At 36.0% G+C, this 26806-nt stretch carries 22 protein-coding genes; 9 read left to right on the top strand and 13 right to left on the bottom strand.

Annotated elements, in window-relative coordinates; translation table 11 throughout:
• Positions 1-229 precede the first annotated feature (229 nt).
• The 6 genes from AC07UM_RS11655 to AC07UM_RS11630 all read right to left on the bottom strand — a co-directional run bounded on the left by AC07UM_RS11655 (position 230) and on the right by AC07UM_RS11630 (position 10503).
• Positions 230-1336, bottom strand: a complete 1107-nt coding sequence (locus AC07UM_RS11655) for an efflux RND transporter periplasmic adaptor subunit (RefSeq protein WP_494683345.1) — start codon at positions 1334-1336, stop codon at positions 230-232.
• 20 nt (positions 1337-1356) lie between these two features.
• Positions 1357-4626 (bottom strand): efflux RND transporter permease subunit, encoded by a 3270-nt coding sequence (locus AC07UM_RS11650; RefSeq protein ID WP_494683346.1) that lies wholly within the window; start codon positions 4624-4626, stop codon positions 1357-1359.
• A gap of 32 nt (positions 4627-4658) precedes the next feature.
• The gene (locus tag AC07UM_RS11645) at positions 4659-6050 is read right to left on the bottom strand and encodes a TolC family protein (protein WP_494683347.1); all 1392 of its coding nucleotides are present in this window, start codon (positions 6048-6050) and stop codon (positions 4659-4661) included.
• Between the two features lie 80 nt (positions 6051-6130).
• Positions 6131-7483 carry a sensor histidine kinase gene (locus AC07UM_RS11640; RefSeq protein ID WP_494683348.1) on the bottom strand — a complete coding sequence of 451 codons (1353 nt, stop codon included), beginning with the start codon at positions 7481-7483 and terminating at the stop codon, positions 6131-6133.
• Positions 7480-8172 carry a response regulator transcription factor gene (locus AC07UM_RS11635; protein ID WP_494683349.1) on the bottom strand — a complete coding sequence of 231 codons (693 nt, stop codon included), beginning with the start codon at positions 8170-8172 and terminating at the stop codon, positions 7480-7482. The genes AC07UM_RS11640 and AC07UM_RS11635 overlap by 4 nt, the downstream gene beginning before the upstream one ends.
• A 135-nt stretch (positions 8173-8307) precedes the next feature.
• Positions 8308-10503: a glutamine synthetase III family protein gene (locus tag AC07UM_RS11630; RefSeq protein ID WP_109737817.1), complete on the bottom strand. Its 2196-nt coding sequence runs from the start codon at positions 10501-10503 to the stop codon at positions 8308-8310.
• Between the two features lie 452 nt (positions 10504-10955).
• On the opposite strand from AC07UM_RS11630, the gene AC07UM_RS11625 reads away from it, so the two are divergent.
• Complete coding sequence (locus tag AC07UM_RS11625; RefSeq protein WP_494683350.1) at positions 10956-12647, top strand: DUF6909 family protein; 1692 nt, start codon at positions 10956-10958, stop codon at positions 12645-12647.
• 88 nt (positions 12648-12735) lie between these two features.
• Here the strand turns inward: AC07UM_RS11625 and AC07UM_RS11620 are convergent, their stop codons facing one another.
• The gene (locus AC07UM_RS11620; protein WP_494683351.1) at positions 12736-13968 is read right to left on the bottom strand and encodes a tyrosine-type recombinase/integrase; all 1233 of its coding nucleotides are present in this window, start codon (positions 13966-13968) and stop codon (positions 12736-12738) included.
• A 282-nt stretch (positions 13969-14250) separates the two neighbouring features.
• Between AC07UM_RS11620 and AC07UM_RS11615 the strand changes: the two genes are divergently transcribed.
• The 8 genes from AC07UM_RS11615 to AC07UM_RS11580 all read left to right on the top strand — a co-directional run bounded on the left by AC07UM_RS11615 (position 14251) and on the right by AC07UM_RS11580 (position 21633).
• Positions 14251-14898: a hypothetical protein gene (locus tag AC07UM_RS11615; RefSeq protein WP_494683352.1), complete on the top strand. Its 648-nt coding sequence runs from the start codon at positions 14251-14253 to the stop codon at positions 14896-14898.
• 110 nt (positions 14899-15008) lie between these two features.
• Positions 15009-16286 carry a hypothetical protein gene (locus AC07UM_RS11610; protein WP_494683353.1) on the top strand — a complete coding sequence of 426 codons (1278 nt, stop codon included), beginning with the start codon at positions 15009-15011 and terminating at the stop codon, positions 16284-16286.
• A 195-nt stretch (positions 16287-16481) separates the two neighbouring features.
• A complete protein-coding gene (locus AC07UM_RS11605) occupies positions 16482-16916 on the top strand; it encodes a transposase (protein WP_494683354.1) in 435 nt (144 codons plus the stop codon).
• A gap of 23 nt (positions 16917-16939) precedes the next feature.
• Positions 16940-17272: a helix-turn-helix domain-containing protein gene (locus tag AC07UM_RS11600; protein WP_494683355.1), complete on the top strand. Its 333-nt coding sequence runs from the start codon at positions 16940-16942 to the stop codon at positions 17270-17272.
• Positions 17273-17408: 136 nt separating this feature from the next.
• The gene (locus AC07UM_RS11595) at positions 17409-17879 is read left to right on the top strand and encodes a DUF1572 domain-containing protein (RefSeq protein ID WP_494683356.1); all 471 of its coding nucleotides are present in this window, start codon (positions 17409-17411) and stop codon (positions 17877-17879) included.
• A gap of 163 nt (positions 17880-18042) precedes the next feature.
• Positions 18043-19881 carry a M1 family metallopeptidase gene (locus tag AC07UM_RS11590; RefSeq protein WP_494683357.1) on the top strand — a complete coding sequence of 613 codons (1839 nt, stop codon included), beginning with the start codon at positions 18043-18045 and terminating at the stop codon, positions 19879-19881.
• 408 nt (positions 19882-20289) lie between these two features.
• The gene (locus AC07UM_RS11585) at positions 20290-21048 is read left to right on the top strand and encodes a type III pantothenate kinase (RefSeq protein ID WP_494683358.1); all 759 of its coding nucleotides are present in this window, start codon (positions 20290-20292) and stop codon (positions 21046-21048) included.
• A 57-nt stretch (positions 21049-21105) separates the two neighbouring features.
• Positions 21106-21633, top strand: coding sequence for a GNAT family N-acetyltransferase (locus AC07UM_RS11580; protein WP_494683359.1), 528 nt, complete (start codon positions 21106-21108; stop codon positions 21631-21633).
• Positions 21634-21729: 96 nt separating this feature from the next.
• On the opposite strand, the gene AC07UM_RS11575 is transcribed toward AC07UM_RS11580, so the two are convergent.
• The 6 genes from AC07UM_RS11575 to AC07UM_RS11550 form a co-directional block, all read right to left on the bottom strand.
• Entirely contained in the window at positions 21730-22161 is a 432-nt protein-coding gene (locus AC07UM_RS11575) for a nucleoside deaminase (protein WP_494683360.1), read from the bottom strand.
• Entirely contained in the window at positions 22162-22779 is a 618-nt protein-coding gene (locus AC07UM_RS11570; protein WP_494683361.1) for a hypothetical protein, read from the bottom strand.
• 53 nt (positions 22780-22832) lie between these two features.
• Positions 22833-23753: a helix-turn-helix transcriptional regulator gene (locus AC07UM_RS11565; protein ID WP_494683362.1), complete on the bottom strand. Its 921-nt coding sequence runs from the start codon at positions 23751-23753 to the stop codon at positions 22833-22835.
• A gap of 85 nt (positions 23754-23838) precedes the next feature.
• The gene (locus AC07UM_RS11560) at positions 23839-24243 is read right to left on the bottom strand and encodes a hypothetical protein (protein ID WP_494683363.1); all 405 of its coding nucleotides are present in this window, start codon (positions 24241-24243) and stop codon (positions 23839-23841) included.
• A gap of 1 nt (position 24244) precedes the next feature.
• On the bottom strand, positions 24245-26383 hold the full coding sequence (locus tag AC07UM_RS11555; RefSeq protein ID WP_494683364.1) for a hypothetical protein: 2139 nt from the start codon (positions 26381-26383) through the stop codon (positions 24245-24247).
• Between the two features lie 74 nt (positions 26384-26457).
• Positions 26458-26796, bottom strand: a complete 339-nt coding sequence (locus tag AC07UM_RS11550) for a hypothetical protein (RefSeq protein ID WP_494683365.1) — start codon at positions 26794-26796, stop codon at positions 26458-26460.
• Positions 26797-26806 lie beyond the last annotated feature (10 nt).

Below are 26806 nucleotides of genomic sequence, written 5' to 3'. Positions count from 1 at the left end.
CCCCTGTTATGATAATTATCAGGATCTTACTTTAACACATTTTAACATATTATTTACATATGTTAAAGAAAAAGAAACCGCAACAGCCTATTTTTGGTAAGTGTGCGGTTTTTTTTATTAAGATTCTTTAACAAACTTATTTCGGTTTATCCTTCATTAGTATGTTTTTTAATTTTTTATATCAGAAAAACAGATTGTAATTTTTGTTAATAAACAGATAGTTATGAGCCTATTTTGGGAGTTTAATTCTAATACTTTGTCCATCACGGATTTCTTCTGATGCACTCTTAACAATCACGTCGCTTGAGGATACCTGCCCAATGATTGTGGTGATCTCGCCATTCGCAATTCCTGAAGTGACAGGTACCCAACGGGCTATGTTTTTTTCTACTTTAATAACGAATACCCCCAAGGTAGAGTTGAGAACAGCAGAAGTGGGAACAGACAATGACTTGTTGTTTTCGCTTAAAGGAAGGATTACGTTGGCAACCATTCCCGGTAAAAGTCTTTTGTCTTTATTATAAACATCCATTTCCACCCATTGAGAGCGTAATTTGTTGTCTAAAGCTCCTGCAAATCTCGATACACTTGCTGTGAAGGTTTCACCCGGAATAGATTGAATTGAAAACTTTATAGCTCCGTTTTTATTCAACAGTCCGGTGTAAGATTCGGGGACATTTACAACCAAACGCAATCTGTCCTGCTGAACAAGACTGAACATCGGAAGATCTGATCCTTTTCCTGATGGCCCTACATACGCTCCTGCACTTACATTTCTCGTTGCAATGTTTCCGCTAAATGGAGCTCTGATCTGCAAATAGTTTTTAACATCAGCCACTTCACGATATGATGCTTTTGCGGCTTCCAATTGAGCCATATCAGATTTTTGAGCCGCTAAAGCCTGTTCCAGATCAAGGGCGGAAATTGTTCCCGGAGTTTTGCTGGTTTCTTTTAAACGGTCATACTTTGCCTTACTGGCAATATACAGCGCTTCCTTTGATTTCAAAGCTGATGAAGCAGCACTTTGCTGAGAATTGATCTCCGGGGCCTCTAAAGTGGCCAGCAATTGTCCTGCTTTTACTTCGTTTCCAACATCCACGTATAATTTTTTAACAAAACTGCTCACTTTAGCATAGACATCCACTTTCTGATAAGGCTGCAGCTCCCCAGGAATAGCTGTTGATGAAGAAAACTCTTCCTGCTTGGGATTCACCGTTTCAATTTCAGGGGATGAAGGCTCTGCTGATTTTTTTATTTCCTTTTTTTCCTCATGTCCACAGCTCTGCAAGCTGAAAACCAGTATGGTTGGGATGAGATATTTATATAATCGATTCATATTTTATTTTTAATAGCTTATTATTTTACAATTTCGGGCATAAAGTGAATGCTTTCTTCGTCTTCAGGATCAAGAGAAACACTTTGAGTGGTTGCTTTTCCTTGTCCCCATGCAAAGGCTAGCGGAAGAATGAAAAGGGCTGCAAAAGTAGAAGCAACCAAACCTCCGATCACGGCTCTTCCAAGTGGTGAAACCTGATCTCCGGCTTCTCCCAATCCTAAAGCCATAGGAATCATTCCCACCACCATCGCTAAAGCGGTCATTACGATAGGTCTTAATCTCAACGCTGCGGCTTCTCTGGCAGAAAGTAAGGCATTGCCATTATGTTTTCTTAATTGCTCTGCATTGGTAATTAATAAGACCGCATTGGAGATTGAAACCCCGACTGACATGATAATTCCCATGTAGGATTGAAGATTAAGCGTTGATCCACTGATAATTAATAAAGCCAAAGATCCTACTAAAACCGCCGGAGCTGTTGTCAATACAACCGCTGAAACTTTGAAAGACTGGAAATTGGCAGCCAGCATTAAGAAAATCACGACAATGGCAATGATCAGGCTGCTTTGTAAACTGCTTAAAGTTTCATGTAAAGTCTGGCTCAAACCAATCATTTGGATATTAAGTCCTCTCGGAAGCTCTCCGATATTATCAATAACTTTCTGTACATCTTTTGAAGCAGTTCCCAAATCGGTATGATTAAGGTTCGCGGTAACCGTTAATGTAGGCATTGCTCCCAGATTGTCGGTTTCGCCGTAAGTAAAGCTGTTTTTAATGGTTGCTACATCTCCCAAATTCGGTCTGTTGGCATTTTTCTGTAACGGAATTCCTGCAATTTCTTCTTTGCTGTTCATTTTATTTTCAGGAATCTGAACCTGTACATTGTAGCTATAGCCTGCTTTTTCATCCGTCCAGATATTTTTCTCCGTAAACCTTGAAGATGATGTAGAAGCCACCAGCGAACGTGAAATATCAGACATGTCAATACCCAGTTGAGCTGCACGAACACGATCAACATTGATGTCAAGCGCAGGATATTTTATAGATTGCCCTATCTGAACATCCCTTAAATACGGAATCTTTTTAAGCTCTGTTTCTATTTTTTTAGCATACGCCTCGTTCATGCTTTTATCTCTTCCCGATAATCGTACTTCAATTGGCGTTGGAGAACCTTGGCTAAGGATTTTTTCGGTTAATTCTATCGGTTCGAAAGATAATTTCATATCAGGATTAATGCCTTTGGCTTTCTCTCTGATTTTGTCTTTCAAATCATCCATGTTGGTGTGATAATCTTCATGTAAGCCCACCTGTAATACCGTTTCATGGGAACCGGCCATCCAAAGGTAAATCGGGCTTACCGAGAAAAGAGTAGGGTGTGTTCCTACATACGCAGAGGTGATCGAAACATTGTCTTTTCCTACAATTTCTTTAATTCCATCCAATAGTTTTAAAGTTTGAAGTTCGTTTTTTTCAATCCTTGTTCCGTCAGGGATACGCGTTCTTACCTGAAATTGATTTCCATTTACCTGCGGTAAAACATCTCGTCCAATACTGTTCAGGAATAAGGCAACCATTGCCATCATCAATATAATATAAGCTGAAACCAATATTTTTCTGTACGGCATGATCCGGTCTAAAAACTTCAGGTAACGGAATCGGATTTTTTCAAACAAGCTTACTTTTCCATCACGGTTGCTGTCTTCATTTTGAAGCAGAATTTCTTTCTGGCTCCATGTATCACTTTCGTCACTTAATCCAGCTGCCTGTAATTCCTCGGAATCCGTCAGAATATGTCCATCTTTTGCTTTGTGATGCTTCACCTTCATGATCCAGTTGGCCATGATGGGAACGAAGGTCTGTGCAAGAAAATAAGAAACAATCATGCTGAAACCTATCGCCAAGGCAAGAGGTAAGAATAATGATCCTGGAATTCCTCCCATCGTAAATGCAGGTGCAAAAACTGCCAAAATACAGAATAAGATCAGCAATTTCGGGAAGGCAATTTCCTTACAGGCATCCCAGACCGCGAGAGATTTCGGTTTACCCATATCCAGATGCTGGTGAATATTTTCTATGGTAACGGTACTTTCGTCGACGAGAATTCCGATGGCCAGGGCAAGTCCGCTTAAGGTCATGATATTAATCGTCTGACCGAAAAGATTTAAAAATAAAACTGCCGATATAATGGAGGTCGGAATGGTGAGTATCACAATCAATGCACCCCTGATGTCCCCGAGGAATAGAATGACCATCAATCCGGTGAGTATGGCGCCAATGGTTCCTTCACTCAATAAACTTTTAACAGAATTGATAACATACGTAGACTGGTCAAATTCAAAACTGACTTTCACATCATCCGGAAGATTGGATTGAATCTGTGGCAATTGTTTTTTCAAATTCTGAACTACATCCCAGGTAGAAGCATCGGCACTTTTAGCAATACTCAGATAAACGGAACGCCGGCCATTGACTAAAGCATACCCGGAAGTCATATCTGCTCCATCGGTAACTGTGGCAACATCTCTTAAGTAAAGATTCTGGACACTGCCTTTATACAAAGGGATATTTTCAAAATCCTTTACATTTTTAATCATCGTATTAGTCGGAGTAATATAATATTTATCTCCTATTCTTACGTTTCCGGAAGGTGCTGTCTGGTTGTTCAGACGTAAAGCTTCCACAAGCTGATCAGGGGTCATATTATGCTGGCGGAGCAAATCCGGGTTGGCATTGATGACCACTGTACGGATATTTCCCCCAAAAGGAGGGGATGAAACAATCCCCGGAATGGAGGTAAATGTCGATCGGACGTATACATTTGCGAGATCAAGCAATTCATTGTTTGATCTTTTGTCACTACTCAAAACAAGCTGCCCCACCGGAAGGGTAGAAGCATCAAAACGTATGATAAAAGGAGGGTTGGAGCCTGGCGGAAAGGCGGCCTGAATTCTGGTGGAAAACGAGTTTAGCTCTGCTGCAGCCTGTGCCATATCGGTTCCGGGATAGAAGTTAATTTTCATTAAAGTCAATCCCTGAATATTTTTGGTTTCAATACTTTTAATCCCGTTTACAAAGAGAAAAATATTGATGTATTGTTTGGCAAAAAATGCTTCCATCTGTTGCGGTGTATATCCGCTGAAAGGGTGAGAAACATAGATTACAGGTAAATCCAATTTTGGAAAAATGTCGACTTTAATAGAGCTTACCGACCGTAATCCGAAGAAAAACAGTCCGGCAACAATCACTAAAATCGTAATGGGTTTTCTTAATGCAAATCTTATTAAGTTCATTGAAATACTATTGATTATAATTGATATTAATCTTACAGTTCGTTTTCGAAAACAGAGAAGTCTCCCATGGCGGCAGCTTTTAACAATAAAGCATTCCACACATTGGTAATAGCGATATCTCTGTCTGTTTCGGCTCTTACCAATGCATAAATGGATTGAGACAAATCAACGAGATCTGTTAACCCATTTTTGTAGAGAACAGATCTCTGAATGTAAGCGTCTCCGGCAGATTTCAGCTGAACCGGAACCTGATCATAAATCAGGATGGCGTTTTTCCATTTATTATCAGATAAATCCAGCTGAGCTTTCAATTGTTGCTCTGCAAGGTCATATTCATGTTGTAAACCCTTACTTACATACTCCTGAGCGCTTATTTCCTTTGATAGCCTAAAGGTTTGAGTGAAGTTCCATGAAACACCGATCCCAAGAAGATAGTTGCTTCTTGTAGGGTGGATGCCATCCCAGTAAGAGGTGGAATAGTCATTTTGATTTTGTGCATATCCGTTTCCAAATCCTGAACCTCTTGTCTGGAAAATCCCAACCATTGAAAATGACGGGTAATATTGTGTTTTCAGGAATTGTTTTTCCTGTTCACTTACATTGATTCTGCTTTTATATAATGCCAATAAAGGATGGCTTTCCAGAGAAGAACCTTTTTCTGTGGGGAACTCTTCAGGAATTCTTTTTAATAAAGTGCTGTCGAGCACAAACTCCTGAGCCGGAATCCCCAGCAATTGGGCGAGTTTATTTTCCTGCTCCTGCTCGTTGTCTTTTGCTTTGGTGTAAGTAATCATTGCATTGGCGTAATCAGCTTTTGCAAGGGATAAATCAACTCCCGGAACAATGCCGTTTTTTTCTTTAACCTCAACGATTCTTCTGATCGTATCGGTTCTTCCGAGATTTCGGGCATAGGAAAGCTTTAATTTTTGAGCGGCTAAAACATTCAGATAAGCCGCCGTAACTTTTACTTTATGCTGGAAAATTTCATCGGATACATCTTTGGTGTCTCTCTGATTTTTAGATTCTGCAACTTTCACTCTTTGTTTTGCTTTTCCAAAAGAGAAAAACTCCCAGTTGACATTTGCTAAATATAAGGCTCCGAAAGAAGCGTTCCAGTTTTGATCAGGGAGCGGAAGTCCGGATGAAGCGACTCCATATCCTCCAAAACCATACAAAGGACCGTTTTGTCCGTTGACTGTTCCGTAATCCTGTTGAATACTGATGTTAAGATTAGGCAGGTATTGCCGTTTTGCCAGCTCTATCGATTCCTTTGATGATTGCCGATAAGATTCCTTGGCCTTGATAGATCCGTAATTTTGAACGGCCGTTTCCAGCGCAGACTGAAGTGTGAGAACTTCCTGTGCTTTTACGTTGTTGACAAAAAAGACGGATAATAATGCGAGAATAAAAACTCTTGAAAGCATTTAACGTATTTTTCTTTTTTCAAAGTAAAAAATACATTTTGAAGCAAATTTGAAGTTGGAAAAAATAATTAAAACGGCGATTATTTAGCAAAATTTACTATCTGTTCTACATTTTCAAAAGCGATTGTGTTTTCAGTTAATATCCTTTTAGAAATTGATAAATTGTGTACTTGGGTATTGTCGAAATAGACGGTAATACTGTGCCATCCGTCTGCAAAATCATAATGAACAGAAAAGTCATTTACCTCACAGATTTGTTTCACAATAGAAAGCCCAAGTCCTATACTTTCTTGGGACTGATTGCTTTTTTTGAATCTTTTAAACAGTTCCTGTGTGGGGACGTGGGGTGGCAGCCCGGTATTGCTGATCTGAAAGTAATTATGCGTTAAATGGATTTCAATTTTCCCTCCTTCAAGATTATGGCGGATTGCATTTGACAGGAGATTGCTCAGCAGAATCTCTGCTAATGCCGGATGAATTTTGACAAAAACACTCTTTTCACAATTCCTGTTTAAGGTAATATTCTTCAGGGCGAGATGATCGGCATACATGCATAATGCTTCTCTTTCCACACGGCAGAATTTCAACTCATCATCGGTCAGGAATTCGTTGTTGTTAAGCTTAGTCAGAAGAATTAATGAACGGTTTATTCTGCTCAGTTTATCAATAGAGTTTTGAATGTCCGTTAATAAAACAGCTTGATTTTCATTGATTTCCGTTTCTGAAAGCAATTCAATTTTGTTCTGGATAATGGCTAAAGGGGTCTGAACTTCATGCGAAGCGTTTTCTGAAAACTCTTTCATTGAAGCATAATCTTCCAGCGCTTTGTCTGTCATTGTTTTCAGAAATTCATTTAATTTTTTAAACTCTTTTGTGCTTGTTGGTAAAAGCTGCAGGCGTTCTTTTTTCTGAATACTGAATTGCTGCAGTCCATTGATGGCATGGTGAAAAGGTTTTAAAATAAATCTGGATAGAATTCTTGCGGTAATGAAAACAATGGCTGTGATTAATAGTACCTTCCAGAAAAAAGCAACCAGCATTCCGTCCATGATCTGCTGGGTAGCCGTAATATAGCCGTATGAAGATATCCTGTAAATTGTGTTGTCAACTTTTGCGTAGGAATTGATCAGGATTTTACATTCATTCTTTGAAACACCTTTATTTTCCAGACAGGTGTGAATAACCTCCGGTTCTATGGGGATATTTTTCCCTTTAAATAGGCTTACAGAAATTGGGAGTCCCTGGGATGTTTTTGCATGAGTTTCTCCTTTTTTTATCTGGTTGAGAACGTAGTTGTTGACGTTTTTAAGCCTTTCGATTTCAACACTGTCAAGGCGATGTTTTATACTGGTGTACGAAATATACATGCTTACAGGAGTGACGAGCAATACAATGGCAATAAACCAGACTGATATTTTATTCAATAAATTCATGAGCCATTATATTTTAAAGCATTAAACTTGTAACCCAAACCGTAGATGGTTTCGATATAATCATTTCCCTGGGCAGCCCCTATTTTTTTTCTCAGATTTTTGACGTGCTGATACACAAAGTCAAAATTAGCCAAATTATCTGTATAGTCGCCCCAAAGATGATTGGCGATGGATTGCTTTGATAATACGCGGTTTTTATTGACGAGAAAATAGAGCAATAATTCAAACTCTTTTTGGGTAACTTCCAGTCTTGCTTTATGAATGGCAACCTCGAATGTATCTGTATTTAATAGTATTTCATTGAATTTGACTTCACTGTAGCCGTCCATTTTTTTTCTGCGGTAAACAGCTCTTAATCTGGCATGCAGTTCTGGGAGATGGAAAGGTTTTGTAATGTAATCGTCGGCTCCTTTTTCCAGTCCGTTTATTTTGTCGTCTAATGCATTTTTAGCAGAAATAATGAGAATTCCGCTGTTGATTTTTTCGGTTTTAATGTAATTTAAAATATTCAATCCGTTTCCGTCGGGCAGCATAATATCCAATAAAATACAGTCATATGAATTGAAATTCAGGCGTTCCAGAGCTTCACTGTAATGGTAAGCGCATTCACAGATATAGTTCTCGCCTTCAAGATAATATTCCATGCTTTGGGCGAGTTCTTTGTTGTCTTCTACGATCAGGATTTTCATAATGAAAACAAAGGTAAAATTAAATTCTGTACCAATTTTGAAGTTGTGGAAGTCTTTGTCTATTAGTATTTTAAATAAAATAAAAAATTCCCCGGTTTTCCGGGGAATTTGAACTAATATGGAACTTTACAGAGGTTATTTTGTAAATAACATTTCTCTGTATTTTGTCATTGGCCAAAGCTCATCATCTACCATCATTTCCAAAGCATCAGAAGCTTCTCTGATAGGATCGAATAATGGTTTTACTTTGTTGCAGTATTGTTCTGCCTGTTTTTGGCTGTCTGATATATTTTTTGCCGTTTCTCTGGCTTTAAGAAGATCTTCAACACCAAGCTTGATTTTAGAAACATTTTCAGAAATGCTTGTAATTAAACTCATCTGTTCTTTCGCCAATGGCTTGAAATCTTTATCTCCGAAGATCTCTTTAAGACCTTTTACGTTTTCAATCAATCTGTTCTGATAGTTTAAAGCAGAAGGAATGATGTGGTTTCTTGCGATATCACCTAGAACTCTTGCTTCAATATCGATAACGGTAGAATATTTTTCTAATTTGATTTCATTTCTTGCTTCAACTTCTCTATGGTTGAAAATTCCCATTTCCTCATAAAGGTCCAGGAATTTTTTGTCCATTTCCTGTTTAAGAGCTTCCGGAGTCGTTTTAAGGTTGTTCAATCCTCTTTTCTTAGCTTCTTTTGCCCAGTCGTCAGAATATCCGTCACCTTCAAACATGATGTTCTTAGATTGCTTGATGTACTCTCTTAATACATTGAAGATCGCTTCATCTTTCTTTAATCCACCTTCGATAAGTGTGTCTACTTCTTTTTTGAAGTCGTTCAGCTGCTTCGCTGCAATAGTGTTCATTACAGTCATAGATTCTGCACAGTTAGCAGAAGAACCTACAGCTCGGATTTCAAATTTATTTCCTGTAAATGCAAATGGAGAAGTTCTGTTTCTATCAGTATTGTCTAATAAGATTTCAGGAATCTTTCCAACTACGTTTAATTTTAATTCTGTTTTCTCTTCCGGAGATAGTTTTCCGTTGGTTACTTTTTCAAGTTCTTCCAACACGCTGAACAACTGACTTCCGATAAATACGGAAATAATTGCTGGTGGAGCTTCGTTGGCACCAAGTCTGTGATCATTGCTTGCAGAAGCGATACTTGCTCTTAAAAGATCTGCATATTCATGAACAGCTTTAATCGTGTTAACAAAGAATGTTAAGAACTGTAAGTTTTTCTTTGGATTTTTTCCCGGGCTTAATAGGTTTTCACCTGTATCTGTTGCCAAAGACCAGTTGTTGTGCTTTCCGCTTCCGTTTACTCCTGCGAAGGGTTTTTCGTGGAAAAGAATATGGAAATGGTGTTTGTGAGCGACTCTTGCCATGATGTCCATCAACAAAGAGTTGTGGTCTACAGCAACGTTCACTTCTTCAAACATTGGAGCAAGCTCGAATTGGTTTGGAGCAACCTCGTTATGTCTTGTTGTTGCAGGAATTCCCAATTTCATACATTCAATTTCCAACTCTTTCATGAAGTTCATTACTCTTGTAGGAATAGAACCGAAATAATGGTCATCCAGCTGCTGTCCTTTTGCAGGAGAATGTCCTAATAATGTCTTACCTGTTAATACAAGGTCCGGACGTGATTGGTATAATGCTGAATCAACAAGGAAATATTCCTGCTCCCAACCTAAAGTAGGAGTTACTTTGGTAACGTTCTTGTCAAAATACTGCATTACATTTGTAGCAGCATCATCCACAGCGTTCAATGATCTTAAAAGAGGTGTTTTGTAATCTAATGTTTCTCCGGTATAAGAGATAAAGATGGAAGGAATACATAATGTAGTTCCCATGATGAATGCCGGAGATGTAGGATCCCAAGCTGTATAACCTCTTGCTTCAAAAGTATTTCTGATACCTCCGTTAGGGAAAGATGATGCATCAGGTTCCTGCTGGATTAGCATACTTCCACTGAATCTTTCAATCGCTCTTCCTCCTTCAATTGGGGTAAAGAAAGAATCGTGCTTTTCTGCAGTAGTCCCTGTTAAAGGCTGAAACCAGTGTGTGTAGTGAGTTGCACCTTTGCTCATTGCCCAGTCTTTCATCGCTACCGCTACCTGATCTGCGATATGTCTCTGGATCTTAGTTCCTTTTTTAATAGCATCCATAATAGAATTGAATGCTTCTTTTGTTAAATATTCTCTCATTGTTTCTTCTGAGAAAACATTTTTACAGAAAAGTTCAGATAATTTTGCAGGGATTTCGACAGCGTTGTCTTTTCTGAAATCCTTAAATGGTAGGGTTTCTAATGCTTTGAATCTTAAGGTTGACATATTTGGGTGATTTTTTACAGGGCAAATTTACGAAAAAAATGAATTGAAAACATTTTAACCCTAAAAAATTTAGGGGTGTTTTGAAAATTTATACAACTTAAACGCTTGTTTGGTGTTTTTAGAGAGGGGTGATTTGTATTTAAGTTTAAAAATGAATGACTGTAAATCCAGAAATAGAAACTTTTACTGTAATGTCCTTTTGAAAATAATCATATTAATAACAGCTGTCATGACTATTATGGTATTTGAAACAAATCTTTTATGACCACTTATGCTTGTCTAAATATAAGAATAAAATAGGGATATTCAATTTTACATTAAATAATTAAACAAAAAGGAGTGCAGATAGATCTTAAAATACACCTTCTTATCAATAGGTTTTAAACAACTTATTAAAAGACAGTTAAAATAAGATGGGCAAAGATTTTGTATATTTGTGTGAAATTTATTTTATGACAAATTCTAGAGCAAGAGAGACAACAGAAGCTATTGAAAGATTATACATCTCTATGAGACATTTATTTTATAGAGGATTTTTCAAGCCGGGAGGTGTTTCAGGAGAAAGTATCAGAAGTTTGTTGAAGACGATCAATCCGGAAATTTATGGAACCATGAATATTCCAAGCAAATTGGAACTTGACGGTTTGATGTATGTATTAGACAGACTTCCGGAAGGGATTGAAGAATGTGCTTTTATTCATCTTACATCTGATGAAGGGTTTGATAAAGGAAGTTTCGAACCAATTGTTCCAAAGAAAAGAAGAAGAAACTGTTATAGAATAGACGAACACCAGATGAATATTGAGGTTCTTTTGGGCCGTTCCGAAATTTATGACATTCTTACCCACCTTACCTTTTTATTTATAGAAGCGGATAAAATCCGTAATCTGGCTTTCATTCAGAATGAAAACTGGAAACCGACACGTGCTTTCAAAATTATAGAAGAAGTCGTGAAAGGGGAAAAGAAGTTCAGCAGAAAGGAAAAAGAAGTGGCACTTATTCATCTTTCTTCTTTAATAGGAAGATCTTTTGATGAAACGTTAAGAGCTTACAATACATTTGGTGATGATCATAATCCTGATCGTTTATTCAAAATCATCTACAACTTAGGAAAAGTAAGTCTTGAGGATGCAAAAGGAAGCAGAGAAAGAGAAGTTTATTTCAGCGCTATATTAAAGGAAAGAGTAGGACATCATTATTTTGGTGAGAAATGGGCCAACAAAGTGAAAGAGGTTTTATTTGATAACAACCTTCACATGCGCCCGCTTCATATCATTTCTGCCAACATGCACTCTGTGAAAAATATGCTGTATGCCAACAATGCCGTTAAAAAGAAACAGCATCATGAAATTGACTATAAACTGTACGAAGAGATTTCGAACAAAAAAGAACTTCGTGATAAAGTTTTAAAATATGCGTTGGATGAGGGAATGATTCATATTGCTGACAAGAGTGGAAGTAATATCGATGTTCAGATCATTGACCTCAGCAAAACAGACTTAAAGAATACACCGTTTGCAGACTGCAAGTTTTCAGGAGATGATGTGGTAATGGTATTCGATTATGCTTTTGGTGAGCAGGCTTTTGAAGTAATGGATGAGCTGTTGAGACCTTTTGAGCACAAAGGGGAAATATATATGATGAAGGTGAAGTCTGTTTCTATCATGGGGAAAGCCGGTATCCTTAACGGAGCGAAAGGTGATATCATGATTCCTACTTCTCATATTTTTGAAGGAACGGCAGATAACTATCCATTTGAAAATGCATTAAAGCTTGATGACTTCAATGATGATGAGCTGAAAGCTTTTGAAGGGCCTATGATTACCGTATTAGGAACGTCACTGCAAAACAGAGATATTTTATCTTACTTTATGAATACTTCATGGAAGGCAATTGGTCTTGAAATGGAAGGGGCACATTATCAGAAAGCTATTCAGGTAGCTTCTAAAATCAGACACCACATTTCACCGGATCTTTTTGTGATGTATGCGTATTACGCTTCTGATAATCCGTTAGAAACAGGAAGTACATTATCTTCAGGAGGTCTTGGTCTTACAGGAGTAAAACCAACTTATCTGATCACTCTAAAAATTCTTGAAAAGATTTTAAGAAGTGGAAAGAAAGAAGCTTCTGCTAAAAAATAATGATCATTCAATATTATAATATCAACCTCAGATGTATTTTGCATTTGAGGTTTTTTTCAACATACAAATGAAAGAATAATGCTCATGCTTAGTATTGATACGTCATTTTTCCTTCATCAATTTTATCAAAATAATTGCTTAAAGACAGGATGCGGTCTTTATTCACAGGATTAATATATCGCAGAAACATTTGTTCGGTGCTGTGGCCTGTAGCTTCCATCAACAGTGGTGTGGGAATTTTTCCATAAAAGTTGGTTGCAAAACTCCTTCGTCCTATGTGGCTGGACAGCGTTTCCCACTTTTCTGATTGCACTTCCTTACTTCTGTAGCCAACTCTTTTCCTGGATTTTAAAGATTCATTCAGGTGGGCAAGTTTTGCAATTTCTTTAATGTATTTGTTGTAATGCTGGATGTCCATTATTTTGGGAAAGCGGTTCTCATTGTGTTTAATGATGTGCAATACTTTAGGATGTAAGGGCAGAAAAATTTCTTTTTTTGTTTTCTGCTGTTCAAACGAAAGACAGGTTTTCCCTTCTATACTATGTAACTGTTGAGTATTAAAACGTATAAAATCCGAAAATCGCTGACCGGTATAACAGCTGATGAGCAACCAGTCTTTTGCGGCTTGCAATTCTTCTGGAACTGCTGTTTTTTGTATTTTGATGATTTCCTTTTCTGTAAGTGTTACCACTTCTTTTTTTTGCTTCTCCCTGCGCAACTCCAGTTCTCTTACACAGGTTCTGATGCCTTTTCTTTCTACAAAATTCAAAATGGTTTTGATAAAATGGATGGTGCGGTAGATTGTATTTTCGCTGTATTCTTCCTTTTTTCCAAAAATCATAAAATCCCTTATGAAATCAGAATCTACATTCTCAATATAAACGGATTTACATAAAAACCCTTCAAAACGTTCCAGGAGGCGTAAGAAAACTTTGTATCTTTTATAAGTGGAATGGCATATGAGTCCCTTTTTGCTGTCAATATACCATTGCATATAGTATAGGAGAGTGTTTTCTTGTGGTGGATCCTGCACTCCATTACCTATATTTTTTATTTTGCATACTATCTCACGGCGAAGAATTTTTTTATTATCAATATATCCTGTTATTTCCTTTTTTATACAATCCAATTTTGCATTGAGTATTTTATACTTCTTTATATAAATATTGCAGGGACGCTGTTTCTCTTTGTCCCAGTTTTCTTCGGAAATACTAAGGTTTGTGCAAAAATTGTATTTTTTATTTTGTTGATTGTCAGTAATTACCAGGTGGATGTTTTTCTGTATGCCACAATTTTCAGATAGGAAAAATTGAAGTGTCATTTTATAGGGTTTAGCGATTATTATCAGCTAAATTACCATAAAAAAAGTAGTCCTCTTTAGACTACTTTTTCAATGCAAATATAAACTTTTTTTTGAGAAACCTAATAATTTAAAATTCTGTTTTCTAGTTCATTGTGTATGCTTTGTTTCATTGATTTAATATTTATAGATAAAAAAAATAGAAAGATAAATTTTTATTGATGCCAATTCTTTATTCTAAAAATATTGATTTGTAAATCAATGGGTTAAACAATAGTCTAAAGAGGACTATTGTTTAATAATATGATGAAAAACATTCTGGTGAAAGAAAGTTTGTTTCCAATAGCATACCGTAAGTACGGTATGTCTATTGGCTTTTTTCTGCATTTCATCTCTGTGTTTTTATTTTCCCAAACTTTTAATAAAAATAATCCTGCAGTTATTATCAAAGGAAACGGTATTCTTTATGTAGCAGATGATTTTGACAGTTCAAAAACGAAAATCAGTACAGGTACAGGAAAAACCGAAATTTATATTGCAAAAGGTGTTCATATATATGGTGCGGAACATTTCGGAAATTCAACATTAAATGAAGAAAGAACAATTACCCGAAGATCGATAAAGAAAAAATGGGCTGTAAGTCCAAAATGTCAAAAAGCAAAACCTTACAAACCGGAAAAAAAGCTTCAAATCCTTTCTTATGTTAAACCTTTAGGAAATAGGCATACATTATTGGCATCGCCGGGTGGTTATTTGGGGTTTGCGGTACTGAACAATAATCCCGTTATCCAGAAATATCAGATTCTATACGAAGATTTGTATATACCCATATACTCTTTTGCCTGGGAAAACACTATTGCATTTTCATTTTGTGACTCTTCTCTTGTAAAAGAAAAAGTGGTGGCTCATTATTCCCGCCCCCCGCCTTTCATAATACTCTTTACTGCTTAAGTCTTTACAATTAGCTTTATCAAAGCTCAAAACTTTGAAAAAAGGATGTGAAGCATTTCCAACTTAACAATATTCAAGTTTACAAATTATCATCGTAAAAAATACATAGTATGAAAAACAAGTATTTATTAATTGTATTAATAGTGCTATTTCAAATAGCGAACGGACAGGTCGGAATCGGAACAACAGCACCCAGAGGTGCATTAGATATTAATAAGCCTACCACCTATAATATGGGCTTGGTGTTGCCTACGAACACTTCCACCGGAAACATTATAAACCCTCAGGGAGGAAATGTTGCAGAAGGAACTATCATTTATGACAGCAGCATGAAATGTGTAAAAGTATTTAACGGGACAGCATGGTCAAACTGTTTATGTGATGCTTGTTCCACAACACCTACCATAGCAGCGGACTGTACTCAAAGCGGATTTCAGGGTACTTATACAGGAGGTGTAGCATTATCTGGAGCAACATTTTCTGTGACGCTTACCAATAATTCCTTTTCCACAGCTACGATTGGTTTTCAGGCCAGCGACCTTACTTTAAGTGGTGTAACTGGAGTTACTGTAGCTTCTGTAACACCTGCATCGGTCACTCTTAACGCAGGACAATCTCAAGTAATTACTTACAGCTTAAGCGGAACACCTTCCGCATCCGGAACCTTAACAGGGTCATGGGCTAAGTTAAACTTAAGCTGTTCAAACTCTGTAGCCGTTCGAAAAACAGTTCGTTTTGCATATTGGTCAACGTATTCGATAGGAAGTACCGAACAAGCTGCCTACAATTCGCAACTCAGCAATGCTGCTAATTATGGAGCTTCTGGAACATATACAGGCAATTTTAATGGGTTTACTTTTACAAATATCACATCCACTTTATCTGGGCTTACAGTAGCTAATTTATTAAGTTCGTATGATGTTATAAGTACAGGATTTGCCAATATGACAGCTGCGGATGCAGCCAAAATTAAAGGGTTTGTAGATGGCGGAGGAGTTGCAATCATTCTTTTTGATTCTGGTACTGGAACCAGTCTGTTTAATGCGTTCGGAGGCACAGGTGCTGTAGGTTCTGGTGTAGCGACCGCAACAACCAATACAAATTCGATCAACAATGGAATATTTGGGAATACGACAAACATTCTGATAACAGGTCAGGGATCATTTGGTAGTGTCACAACTTCTCAATTACCTGCAGGATATACGCTTTTGGCAGCTAATGGAGCTGCTCCGCAAATATTTGTTGCCGGAAACCAAGGGAAAGCCATTTTCTTCTGGGATGAAGGAGCTTTCAGAGATACCTCAGTGGCAGGTACTGTGATTGACACTCAACAAGAGAGATTCTTGCATAATATCATGGCTTATGCTCTAGGTAAGGCAGGATTTTAATGTATAAAATCTGATCTAAAATAATGATGCAGTGCTTCTTTCTTTTAATATGGTTATAAAAGTATAGAAGACTGCATCTTTTAAATTATTAGAAAAAGAGAAATACTAACTGTCCTTAAAGTCTCTGTATAAAACTTAAAAGAGCTTAGAGGCATTTCCATTTTTGGGTTACAGAAGACAATAAAAAGTAAAACAATGGTAAATTTTAAAGAAATACATATAGGAAAGATGATTGAAAAAAGAGTTACAGAATGTAGGATAGAAATATTCCGGATCTGCAACTTTATGAAATGTTCACAGGAGGAAGTAAACAAAATGTATGCAGCCCAAAGCTTAGATAGCGAGGTTCTACTCCGCTGGAGCAAGCTTTTGGAATATGATTTTTTTAGGATTTATACACAACATTTGATATTGTATGCCCCAGCTAATGCTGAAAGAGGAATTGATAAAAAGACAAAGACGGCTCTTCCACAATTTAGGAAAAATATTTATACCAGAGAGATCATAGATTTTGTACTGGAGCTTATTGAAAGTGGAGAAAAAACAAGGTTTCAGGTATTAGAAGATTACAGAATACCTAAAACAACTCTTTACAAATGGATTGGAAAATACAGAAAATCAGTAGACTAATATCTATTAAACCTCAAAAAACCATGCAAAAATCTAACATTAATTATCAACAAATTTTCATGGATATTCTCGACGCTAAATATCCTGAAAAAAAAGCGGAATGCCTTTCTTTATTGAAAAACGAAAACCTTTCAGCAATAGATGTTATCAAGCTGAACCATAAAATATTCGGGAAAGCAGATAAAGAAACAGAAGCTTTTAATCAGAAACACCGTTCTTACAGTAAATCTGCTATTCTGAAAATATTAGACTATCAGAAAAAGAATAATCTGAATAACCTTCAGTTGGCGAATCATTATAAACTGAGCAGAAATACAATAACAAAATGGAAGAAACTTTTCTATGAAATGGATTAGCCAATACTCAGTCTTATAATTATTGTTTTTGCGATGGAGATCATCACAATCACTTTCCCACAAGAATGTCAGTTTTTCTAAAAAACTGACATTCTTTTTTTATTATTTATCTTTAGAAAACATAATATAGTAGCCCATGAGTTCAGTATCAGAATTATCAAAAAGGTTTAGGGAAGTATTACTGGATGGTCTTTGGATTGCCAATACGAATTTTAAAAATCAGCTTTCGGATGTTAGCTGGGAAGAGGCAGTGACGAAGTTGGATTCTTTGAATAGCATTGCGATGCTCACTTTTCATATCGATTATTATATCGCAGGAATTGTGAATGTTTTTGAAGGCGGAGATCTCGAGATCAAAGATAAATTTAGTTTTGATCTTCCTTCCATCGAATCTCAGGAACACTGGGAAGACTTATTACATACATTATGGAACGATTCAGAGAAGTTTGCTGTATTATTGGAGCAGATGCCGGATTCTAAACTTGATGAGGTATTTGTGGATGAGAAGTATGGAACTTACAGAAGAAATATAGACGGAATGATCGAACATTGCTATTATCATCTGGGACAGATTACTTTAATCAAAAAACTATTAAAAAGCAGATAAAAAGATATACAGAAGGATCACAGTAAATAAAGCTCAAAAAAAGAATTTAACAATTTTAATTAAAATCCATCTAAAACCATATCAAACAGAATAAAATCTCAGAATAACTCCTATTTGAGGTTCTTATTTAAATTACCTAACTTTAGAAAAAATAAAATTTTAAATGAGGAAATCGGCTGCAATCATTTTTGCGTTTATCATTTCACAATTTCAGGCTCAGCAAGGAGCTTATTATCAGCAGGCTGCGAAGTACAAGATGGATATTGATGTTAATGCTGAAAAATTTACCTACCAAGGAAAACAGACTTTAGAATATACCAATAACTCACCTGATGAGTTGAAGGTGGTGTATTTTCATTTATACTGGAATGCTTTTAAGCCCAATTCTATGATGGATCAAAGAGTGGCTTCCCAGGGGAAAAATGGTGACGGAAGGTTGCAGAAAGACGGAATCTCAAGATTGGCTTCTATTCCAAAAGATCAGGAAGGTGCTCAGAATATCCACTGGATTAAACAGAATGGAAAAGACCTGAAGTTTGAAGTTCAGGAAACCATTATGAAAGTATATCTGGCAGAACCTATTAAACCGAATTCTACCACTACTTTTACAATGGATTGGGATTCTGTGATCCCGCAGCAGATCAGAAGAAGTGGAAGAAACAACAGAGAAGGAGTAGATATGACAATGACGCAATGGTATCCGAAAATTGCTGAGTACGATTATGACGGCTGGTCAACTTTTGACTATTTGGGAAGAGAATTTCATGCTCCATTCTCCGATTTTGATGTTACCATTAAAATCAACAAAGATTATGTTGTAGGAGCAGGAGGAATTCTCGAAAACCCAGCAGAAGTAAAAGGTTATGATGCCAATGCTAAAATAAAAGCAGAAAAAGATAAGAAAGTAACCTGGAAATGGACAGCAAAAAATATTCTTGATTTTGCATGGAGTGCAGACAGAGATTATTCTGTAGAAAGCTTCAATGTTCCGGAAGGGCCAAAAGTATATCTGGTGTATCAGAAAAATGATAAAACAAAAGCGTGGGGAGAAACACAGCCTTATATCACCAAATATTTCCAGATTATGAATTCTCACTTTGGAAAGTATGTCTATCCTACCTACGCATTTATTCAGGGAGGAGATGGCGGAATGGAGTATGGGATGTGTACCATGATATTAGGTGAAGCTAAAAATGTTAAAGATCTATTGGGTTTAATGGCCCACGAAGGATCTCACTCCTGGTATCAGCAGATGCTGGCAACCAACGAATCTGTTCGTCCATGGATGGATGAAGGCTTTACAAGCTATGCAGAAGGATATACGATGTATCAGTTATTCCCGGAAGATCTTCCGAATCCTTTTATGGAAAGATTGGATGCTTACAGAAAGTTTATTAAAAAAGGAATTGAAGAACCTGCAGTTTGGCTGGGGGATCACCATGATAACGGGACTTCTTATACGTATGCTTCTTATGTAAAAGGTGAATTATATCTGGTACAGCTAGGATACATTATGGGAGAGCAGAATCTTGCAGAAACCCTAAAACAATATTATGATCAGTGGAGTATGAAACATCCTTCAGACAGAGATTTCCTTCACATTGCACAGAAGGTTTCCGGGATGGATCTAAAGTGGTTCCATAACTATTGGATCAATACCACAAAGACCATTGATTATGGAATTAAGGATGTAAAATACGATGCAAAATCTACAACCATTACCTTAGTCAATAATGGTCAGGTTCCTATGCCGATCGATTTTGGGGTGATGACCACTGATAAGAAAATAGTGACTTACCAGATTCCATTGAATATGACTCATACATGGAAAGAAAAAGATGTCTATGGTGATTTTAAAACAATGCCTTACTGGCCCTGGACTCAAAAAGAATATACGTTGACGATCCCTTACACAAAATCTCAGTTATCTGTTCTGGGAATTGATTTCAGCCAGAGAATTGCTGATGTGAACATAGAGAATAATTTTGTTGAAGTGAAATAATTAACACGAAATAAAAAAAGAATGGCGCGGAAATAAAATTTCCGCGCCGTTTAATTTAAAGAAGAAGCAATATTTTGGTCTTCCGATTTTTAATGATTTCCACAGATTCAGCAGGTTTTAAAGATGTTATCTTGCTCAATTGAGAAAATCTGCGAGAATTAAAAAGCATGAAATATTTTATTTCTCTAAAATATCATTTTGTTACAAACACCTCTCAGGAGGGGGAATGCAGCTTCCAGAAGGTTTGTTTTATAGTAAAGAAGTTTTTTAGGAAGGATATTTTTAAGATAAAAGTAATTTATGAGAGATCAAGGGGTAGTTTTTTATAAAAATCATTAAATTTATTCCCTCAAAATTAAGCAGGAATCTCAGTTATAGATTATGGGATTTCTTCTGAAAAATATGTCAATGAATTCAATCGTAATCAACGTAGGGAACAGCAATATCCGATTTGGGCTTTTCAATGGCGATAACTGTGATATTTCGTGGGTCATCAATACAAAACCCTACAGAACAGCAGATGAACTGTATGTACAAATGCTGATGCTTTACCAGACCTATAAAATTGATCCAAAAGATATTGATAAAGTCATTATCGGATCTGTGGTACCCCAGCTTACCAAGGTAATGAGCTCGGGGATCAAAAAAATTCATGGAACGACTCCTGTGATTGTTGACAGAGGAACTCCTTCGGGAGTTCAGGCAAAATCAAAGCAGATGGGGACAGATATCTATGCAAACCTTGTGGCAGCACACAATTTGTACCCTGGCAGGAAAAAGATTATCATTGATTTTGGAACGGCCCTTACAGCGAGTTGTGTGACGGAAACAGGCGAGACTTTAGGAGTGATTATTGCTCCGGGAATTGTTACCTCACTCAATTCACTGATCAACCAGACCGCACAGCTTCCGGATATTGAACTGAAAAAGCCAAAAACTGTTTTAGGATTGGATACGGTAACCTGCATGCAAAGCGGTATGGTATATGGATTCCTAGGTATGGTAGAAGGTTTTATCACCCGTATCAATGAAGAAGTGAATGATGACTGTTTTGTCGTTGCCACTGGAGGGGTTTCTCATATCTATAAACCTTTGACAGATAAAATTCATGTGATGGATAGGCTTCACACTCTAAAAGGACTTTATTTCCTTGGAAGAGATTTGTAAACTTAGAGAATTAAGAACAGCTGCTTAGCTTGAACCTCAGCTTTACTATTTAATATAATGAAAAAATTTCCCGTACTAGAAACCGAAAGATTGATTCTCTCCCAATTGGAAGAGAAGGATATTCCTTTCATCGTTGAATATCTTCAGCATAGAATTTTTTCTGACCTTACCTCCAATATTCCTTATCCCTATACTGAAAGTGATGCCATATCCTGGGTGAAAATGTCAAAAGAAGTTTTTGATGACCATACCGGTTATACGTTTGCTATCCGGAATAAAGAAGGTCAAATTATAGGAGCTATCGGGCTTCATGACAGGGATGATGATAAAGCAGAGCTGGGCTATTGGATCGGAATTCCTTACTGGAATAAAGGATATGTGACTGAAGCGGCAAAAGCGATAGTGGATTTTGGTTTTAAGGATCTGGAGTTCAATAAAATTTTCGCCACTCATTTTCTTCATAACCCTGCTTCCGGAAGAATTATGGAAAAGATAGGAATGGAGCAGGAAGCTATTTTAAAACAGGAAATGAAAAAAAATGGTGAATATTTTGATATTGTGAGATATTCTATTTTCAAAGACTGATTCCGAAAAAGTTTTTTTACCATTCCAGACATTATAAAAACAAAAGCAGAGAATATTGAAAAATATTCTCTGCTTTTTTATGCTATGATTAAAAGTCTATCTTTTGCTTTTAAAAAAATCTTTTACGATAGAAGAGCACTCAGCTTCCATAATACCAGTGATAATCTCTGTTTTCGGGTGTAGAGAAAGATGCTTATTAATAAATCCTCTTTGCTCATCCCTTGCTCCAATCACCACTTTTGAGATCTGAGACCAGGAAAGGGCTCCTGAGCACATGACACAAGGTTCCATCGTCACATACAGCGTACAGTCCTTTAAATATTTTCCTCCAAGGAAATTAGCTGCTGAGGTGATGGCCTGCATTTCTGCATGGGCTGTGACATCATTCAATGTTTCCGTAAGGTTGTGAGCTCTTGCAATAACGCGGTTATTAGAAACCACTACACATCCAATAGGAACCTCATCTTTTTCTAAAGCGGCCTCTGCTTCCTGCAGTGCCATTTTCATGTAATATTCGTCAGTAAACATTTAATCTGTCATGGTTAAAGTTAAAGGAAGAGTAAAACGATAGATTGCCGGATCCCCTTTTATCATGGCAGGGGAAAACTTTTCTGCCAGAGAATATAATGCAATTTCAGCCTGTCTGTTGAAAGTGAAATTATCACCCTGAGCATGAACATTGCTGATGGTTCCATCTTTTTCTACAATAAAAGCAACATCTGTTTTTACCATTTTTTCTTCAGAATATACCCCGTCAATGTACAGAAGATTGGCGACTTCCTGTCTCAAAGAATTGAGTCCGCCGGGATAATCGGCAACCTTTTCTGCATCTGGAAACTTTTCAGATGAGATGAGTTTGGGGCTCTTGATCGTGTTGAGGTCTTCCAGGTTTCTAACCCTTAATAAAGCTCCAATCAGTGCATTGTTTTCAATGCTGTCCATTTTTTTCATGAAATAGAGAAAGTCTCCTTTTATTTCAATTTTTTTTACGGTATTGGATTCTGCATCAAATTTTTTCTTGAATTCTTTATTCAGCATATTTCTGTGCTGGTTGTAATAATTTTTTACAAGCTTAAATTCTTCTTTCTGCTGTGACAGTAAAAAAGAAGAAATAAAACAGCTGATGCCAATGAATAAAGTTTTCAATAAGGGTATATTTATGTAAATATAACAAAAAATATGAGATGTGTTTCTTATTCTCAGCTTTCAAGATAACGGTTTAAAGATTCCTGCAGATGATTGCGGATGTCATCAACTAAAGCTTTAGGTTCCAGAACTGTTACTTCTTTTCCAAAAGAAAGAATCTCCTGCATAAAGTCGTAGGTGGGGTGAAGAAAGAACTCAAAATAGATCTCTTCCGGAGTTTCTTTGGTTTCCTTCTGTGATTGATGAAGAGGAAAGCTTCTGATATATTCTCCCTGATGGCGGCTGCATCTCAATACAATATTTTGGGGTTTCTGTTCTGCCAGATTCATCACTCCAAAAGCATTTTTGAAATGCTCTCTGAAGTTATATTTATACTTCTCCCTGAACTGATTTTTAGCCACATCCAAGTAATTGATTCTATCAAGACCGAATGATTTTAAAATTTTATCTTTTGTATCAATAGCGATGAGGTACCATCTGTCTTTGGATTCTTTTAATGCCAAAGGATGAACCTTTCTGGAGGTCATTAGTTTGTTTTTGTAATTGTAGTGCTCAAAAGTCACAACCCTTTTATTTCGGATGGCAAAAAAGAGGTCATAAAAATTTTCCACACCAGTAGGCTTCCTGCTTTCGAAAAAGATAAAATCGGAAAAATTGGGATGGGTATTCATGGCGTTGCTCACCTGAAAAGATTCCAATAGTTTTTGGTTGTATTCATCCACTTCCATGATCGGGCGGCTCTCAATATAATATCGGTTGTCCCCCTTTTTCTTGTTGTGAATAGAAAGATTGAAAAGGTCAGAAATCTCACGGATATCCCTCTGCAAGGTACGGATAGAGTAGCTCTTGATTTCTGCATCCTGAAATTCAAAAGAGTTTAAAAGATAGTCCTCCAGCTGAGAATAGGTAGCCGGAGAACTTTCTAATCTTTTAATTATTAAGGCATATCTTGTCAGATAAAAGTCTTTCTTCATAGTAAAGTTTTGTAAGACAAATATATGTGCTTAATGCGACAAAAGGTGTCGTGTTTTATTTTTTTGTTGGAAGTTTAGTTAAAAACTAATCAGCATATTTTTTAAAATGTTCGTGAGGGGTTTTTGATTGAGAATCATAGAAAAATAATGTGGCATCTTTTGATTCAACTAACTTTTTATAAAGGTTGTAATATGAAAAAAATTCTCCATATTTATTATCAGTCATTTTAATATTGTTAAAAATGTTTTCCAAGCTATTAATAGATAAAGACTGTTTTAGATCAAAGGTTTCTTTTAACCATTTTTCTAAAAAATCTTTAAAATCTTCTAAGAACGTTTTTCTACTTATATTAAAATCTGAATTACCCATCAGAAGTGAATATGTTTTTTTGTCATTATTTTTTAAATAAAGTAAAAAATCTTTGAATTTGAATTCAAAATCATTGCAAATAGTGATTCTTTTATTATCGTATGTATATAGTTTTTTCATTTTATGGTTTTTTAAATTTTAGTTCAATCCAATATATTTCAGCGGGTCTATTACCTCCGAGATCTAAAACATCCCAATCATCAATAGATACTTTTGTAAACCCATTCTTTTTGGCAATTTTTCCAGTAGGTGTATTAAATGCTGCAACTTCTTTAGATAAATTATTTTCCAAATAATCAAATGAAAATGATTTTAAGTTTGTAGAAGCTCCTCCTTCATATTTTGCAGCAGATAACCATCTTGCTTGAATTCCTTTTACTGAACTCCCTTGTTTTTCAAAAAATTCAATGGATTCTTCAATAATTTCAGTGCCAAGTCTTTGTTTTTGAAAATTTCTAGGAATATTAATATCAAAAGAAAGGTAGCCACCATTTGAAATGGCTGCACTTCCAATCTCAACATCTTGATAAAAATATTTTCTAACATTATTTTCATATTTTATTTTAAATCTACTTTTATAAATCTCACTTTGTTTTGGAATTTGCTCTTCAAGTTCTTCTTCTAAATTTTCAAAAATTTCTTTTGTTTCTTTTTCAGCTGTTTTTTCTTCTAACTTTTTAGCAAAATCATCAGATTGATTTCTTAATGCTTCATAATAACCATCCAAGTATTTTTGATACTCTTGTTCTGCTACTAAATCTTTTTCGGCTGACGTAGCTGCTTTTTTTAGTATAGAAGCTTCCTCAGCGGCTTTTGCTGCTCGGCCAGCTTTCAAAGCAGGAACAAGAATAAAAAGTATATCAGGAGTAAGTTCACCCAACTTTTTATACCAATAATATTGGTTGGTACCGTACTTTAAATACCAATCAGGGAATTCTTTTAATGCTATAACAAGTTTTGTCCAAAGCTTCTTTATGAAATTTTCAAAGTTAAAAACAAGCTCATTTAAAAGATTTTCAAAAGCTTCCCCCAGTGCATCAGTAAGTACAAAGCCAATACCATCTCTTGCGATAATCATGACTAAAGAGACTAAATCTATAAGCCCAGCTACAAATTCTAAACATCCATTCCAAAGACCTACTAAAAAAGCATTGAGATTGTAAATCTCGTTAAGCATTTCTCCTTCGGGTAAAATTTCATCTAATTTTTTTAGCCCATCATCTAATAAAGAAGAAAATTTTTCAAACAAATATAATAAAACATTATTCAGAATTTCCTTAAATATTTTTTCTACGACTGCATCGTTTTGATTGAATTTTGAAATGCTATCAATCTGTTGCTTAAACTTATTTTTTATAGATTCCTGTATTTCTTTTCTGTTTTGAGGAACGATACCATTAGGCAAAAAAGCAGGAGTAAATCCTTTATTCAATAAAGCATTCCAGTATTTTTCTTCTTCATATTTTTTGGTCCTCATCCAATGAGAAAATTCCAGAATCTTTTTAGGAATATTTAAGCCTAAATATTTGTCTCCTTGTAAAAAGAGTAAAAACCATGACATATCATCAAATTTCTTTTGATTAAAATCATATTTGATAGCTTTTACTAAAAGATCTTTTAGTTCTTTTGTATCAAGTTTTACTTCTTTGCTAGCCTGGACAAATTCAAGATTTGGATTGTTTTTTACTTCAAAGGGACGTTTTAGAAATTCTTCTGCTAATTCCTCCTCGTCTGTTTGCCCGAAAAAAGGATATTGAAAGTAAAGTTTTTTTATTGCTTCCGCTCCTAGTTTTACCCGGACAATTTTTCCAAAATCAAATTTTCCATCATCGGTTTCAATAAAAAATATAATTTCATTATTATCCGGTTTTACTTCTGGATTCGCATATTGTTTTAAAACTTCCTGACCGTCAGGATTGGCGTAGACTTTAAACTTTATGTCCCCCCAATCCTCGCTAATTGTGTTGTTGTAAAGTGCTGATGCTGAATAATTAAATTTTTTGGAAAGATCTATAATACTGAAATTGGATTCATTTAAAATTCTTGCTGGGCCATAATCTGCAATAGCCCAAGAAGGTAATTGCTTTTCCCAATATTGTCCAAAAGGACTATTTTTAAAGGTACTTATTTCCTCAAAAGTATTTTTTTTATTGTTGAATAAATTTTGTTCAAATAATCCATTATGAATGTTCTCTTCTGAAAGTAGGTTAGACATGGATAGATCACTGCTCCCTTTATTGTTTAATATCTCTAAACTCATTTTGTGATTTTTAGGTTAAAAAAGACAAGGGTTTTATCCCTCGCCCTTAATTGATTATTCTATTCAAAGGATAGTTACTTATTGATGAGTTTATTTTCTGGAAAAATCATCGCAAGTTTATTGTTGGAATAATGCTCTTTTATTGTTTGTTCATCTAGAACGAGAAGATCCAAATAGTAATCTTGATCAATCAATGCATAAGCATTTTTAAGTTTACATTTAGCCTGAACCAAAACATCCCAGTCTTTTCCTTCCAAAGTATCCCATTCATCAAAGGGAACCCGGCCTCTGCTTCCGAAAAGAAAGATCTTTTCCACAGCAGTTATATCATCAATCCTATCCTTTAAGGTCGTGAGGATATAAGGCAGCACTTGATCGTGCTGCCAAATAGCCTCGAGTTTTACTCGGCTCATGGTTTTATGT

It is taken from the genome of Chryseobacterium sp. GW821-FHT04C04, from assembly GCF_059420365.1.
This window is presented reverse-complemented; position numbering and strand designations above follow the sequence as displayed.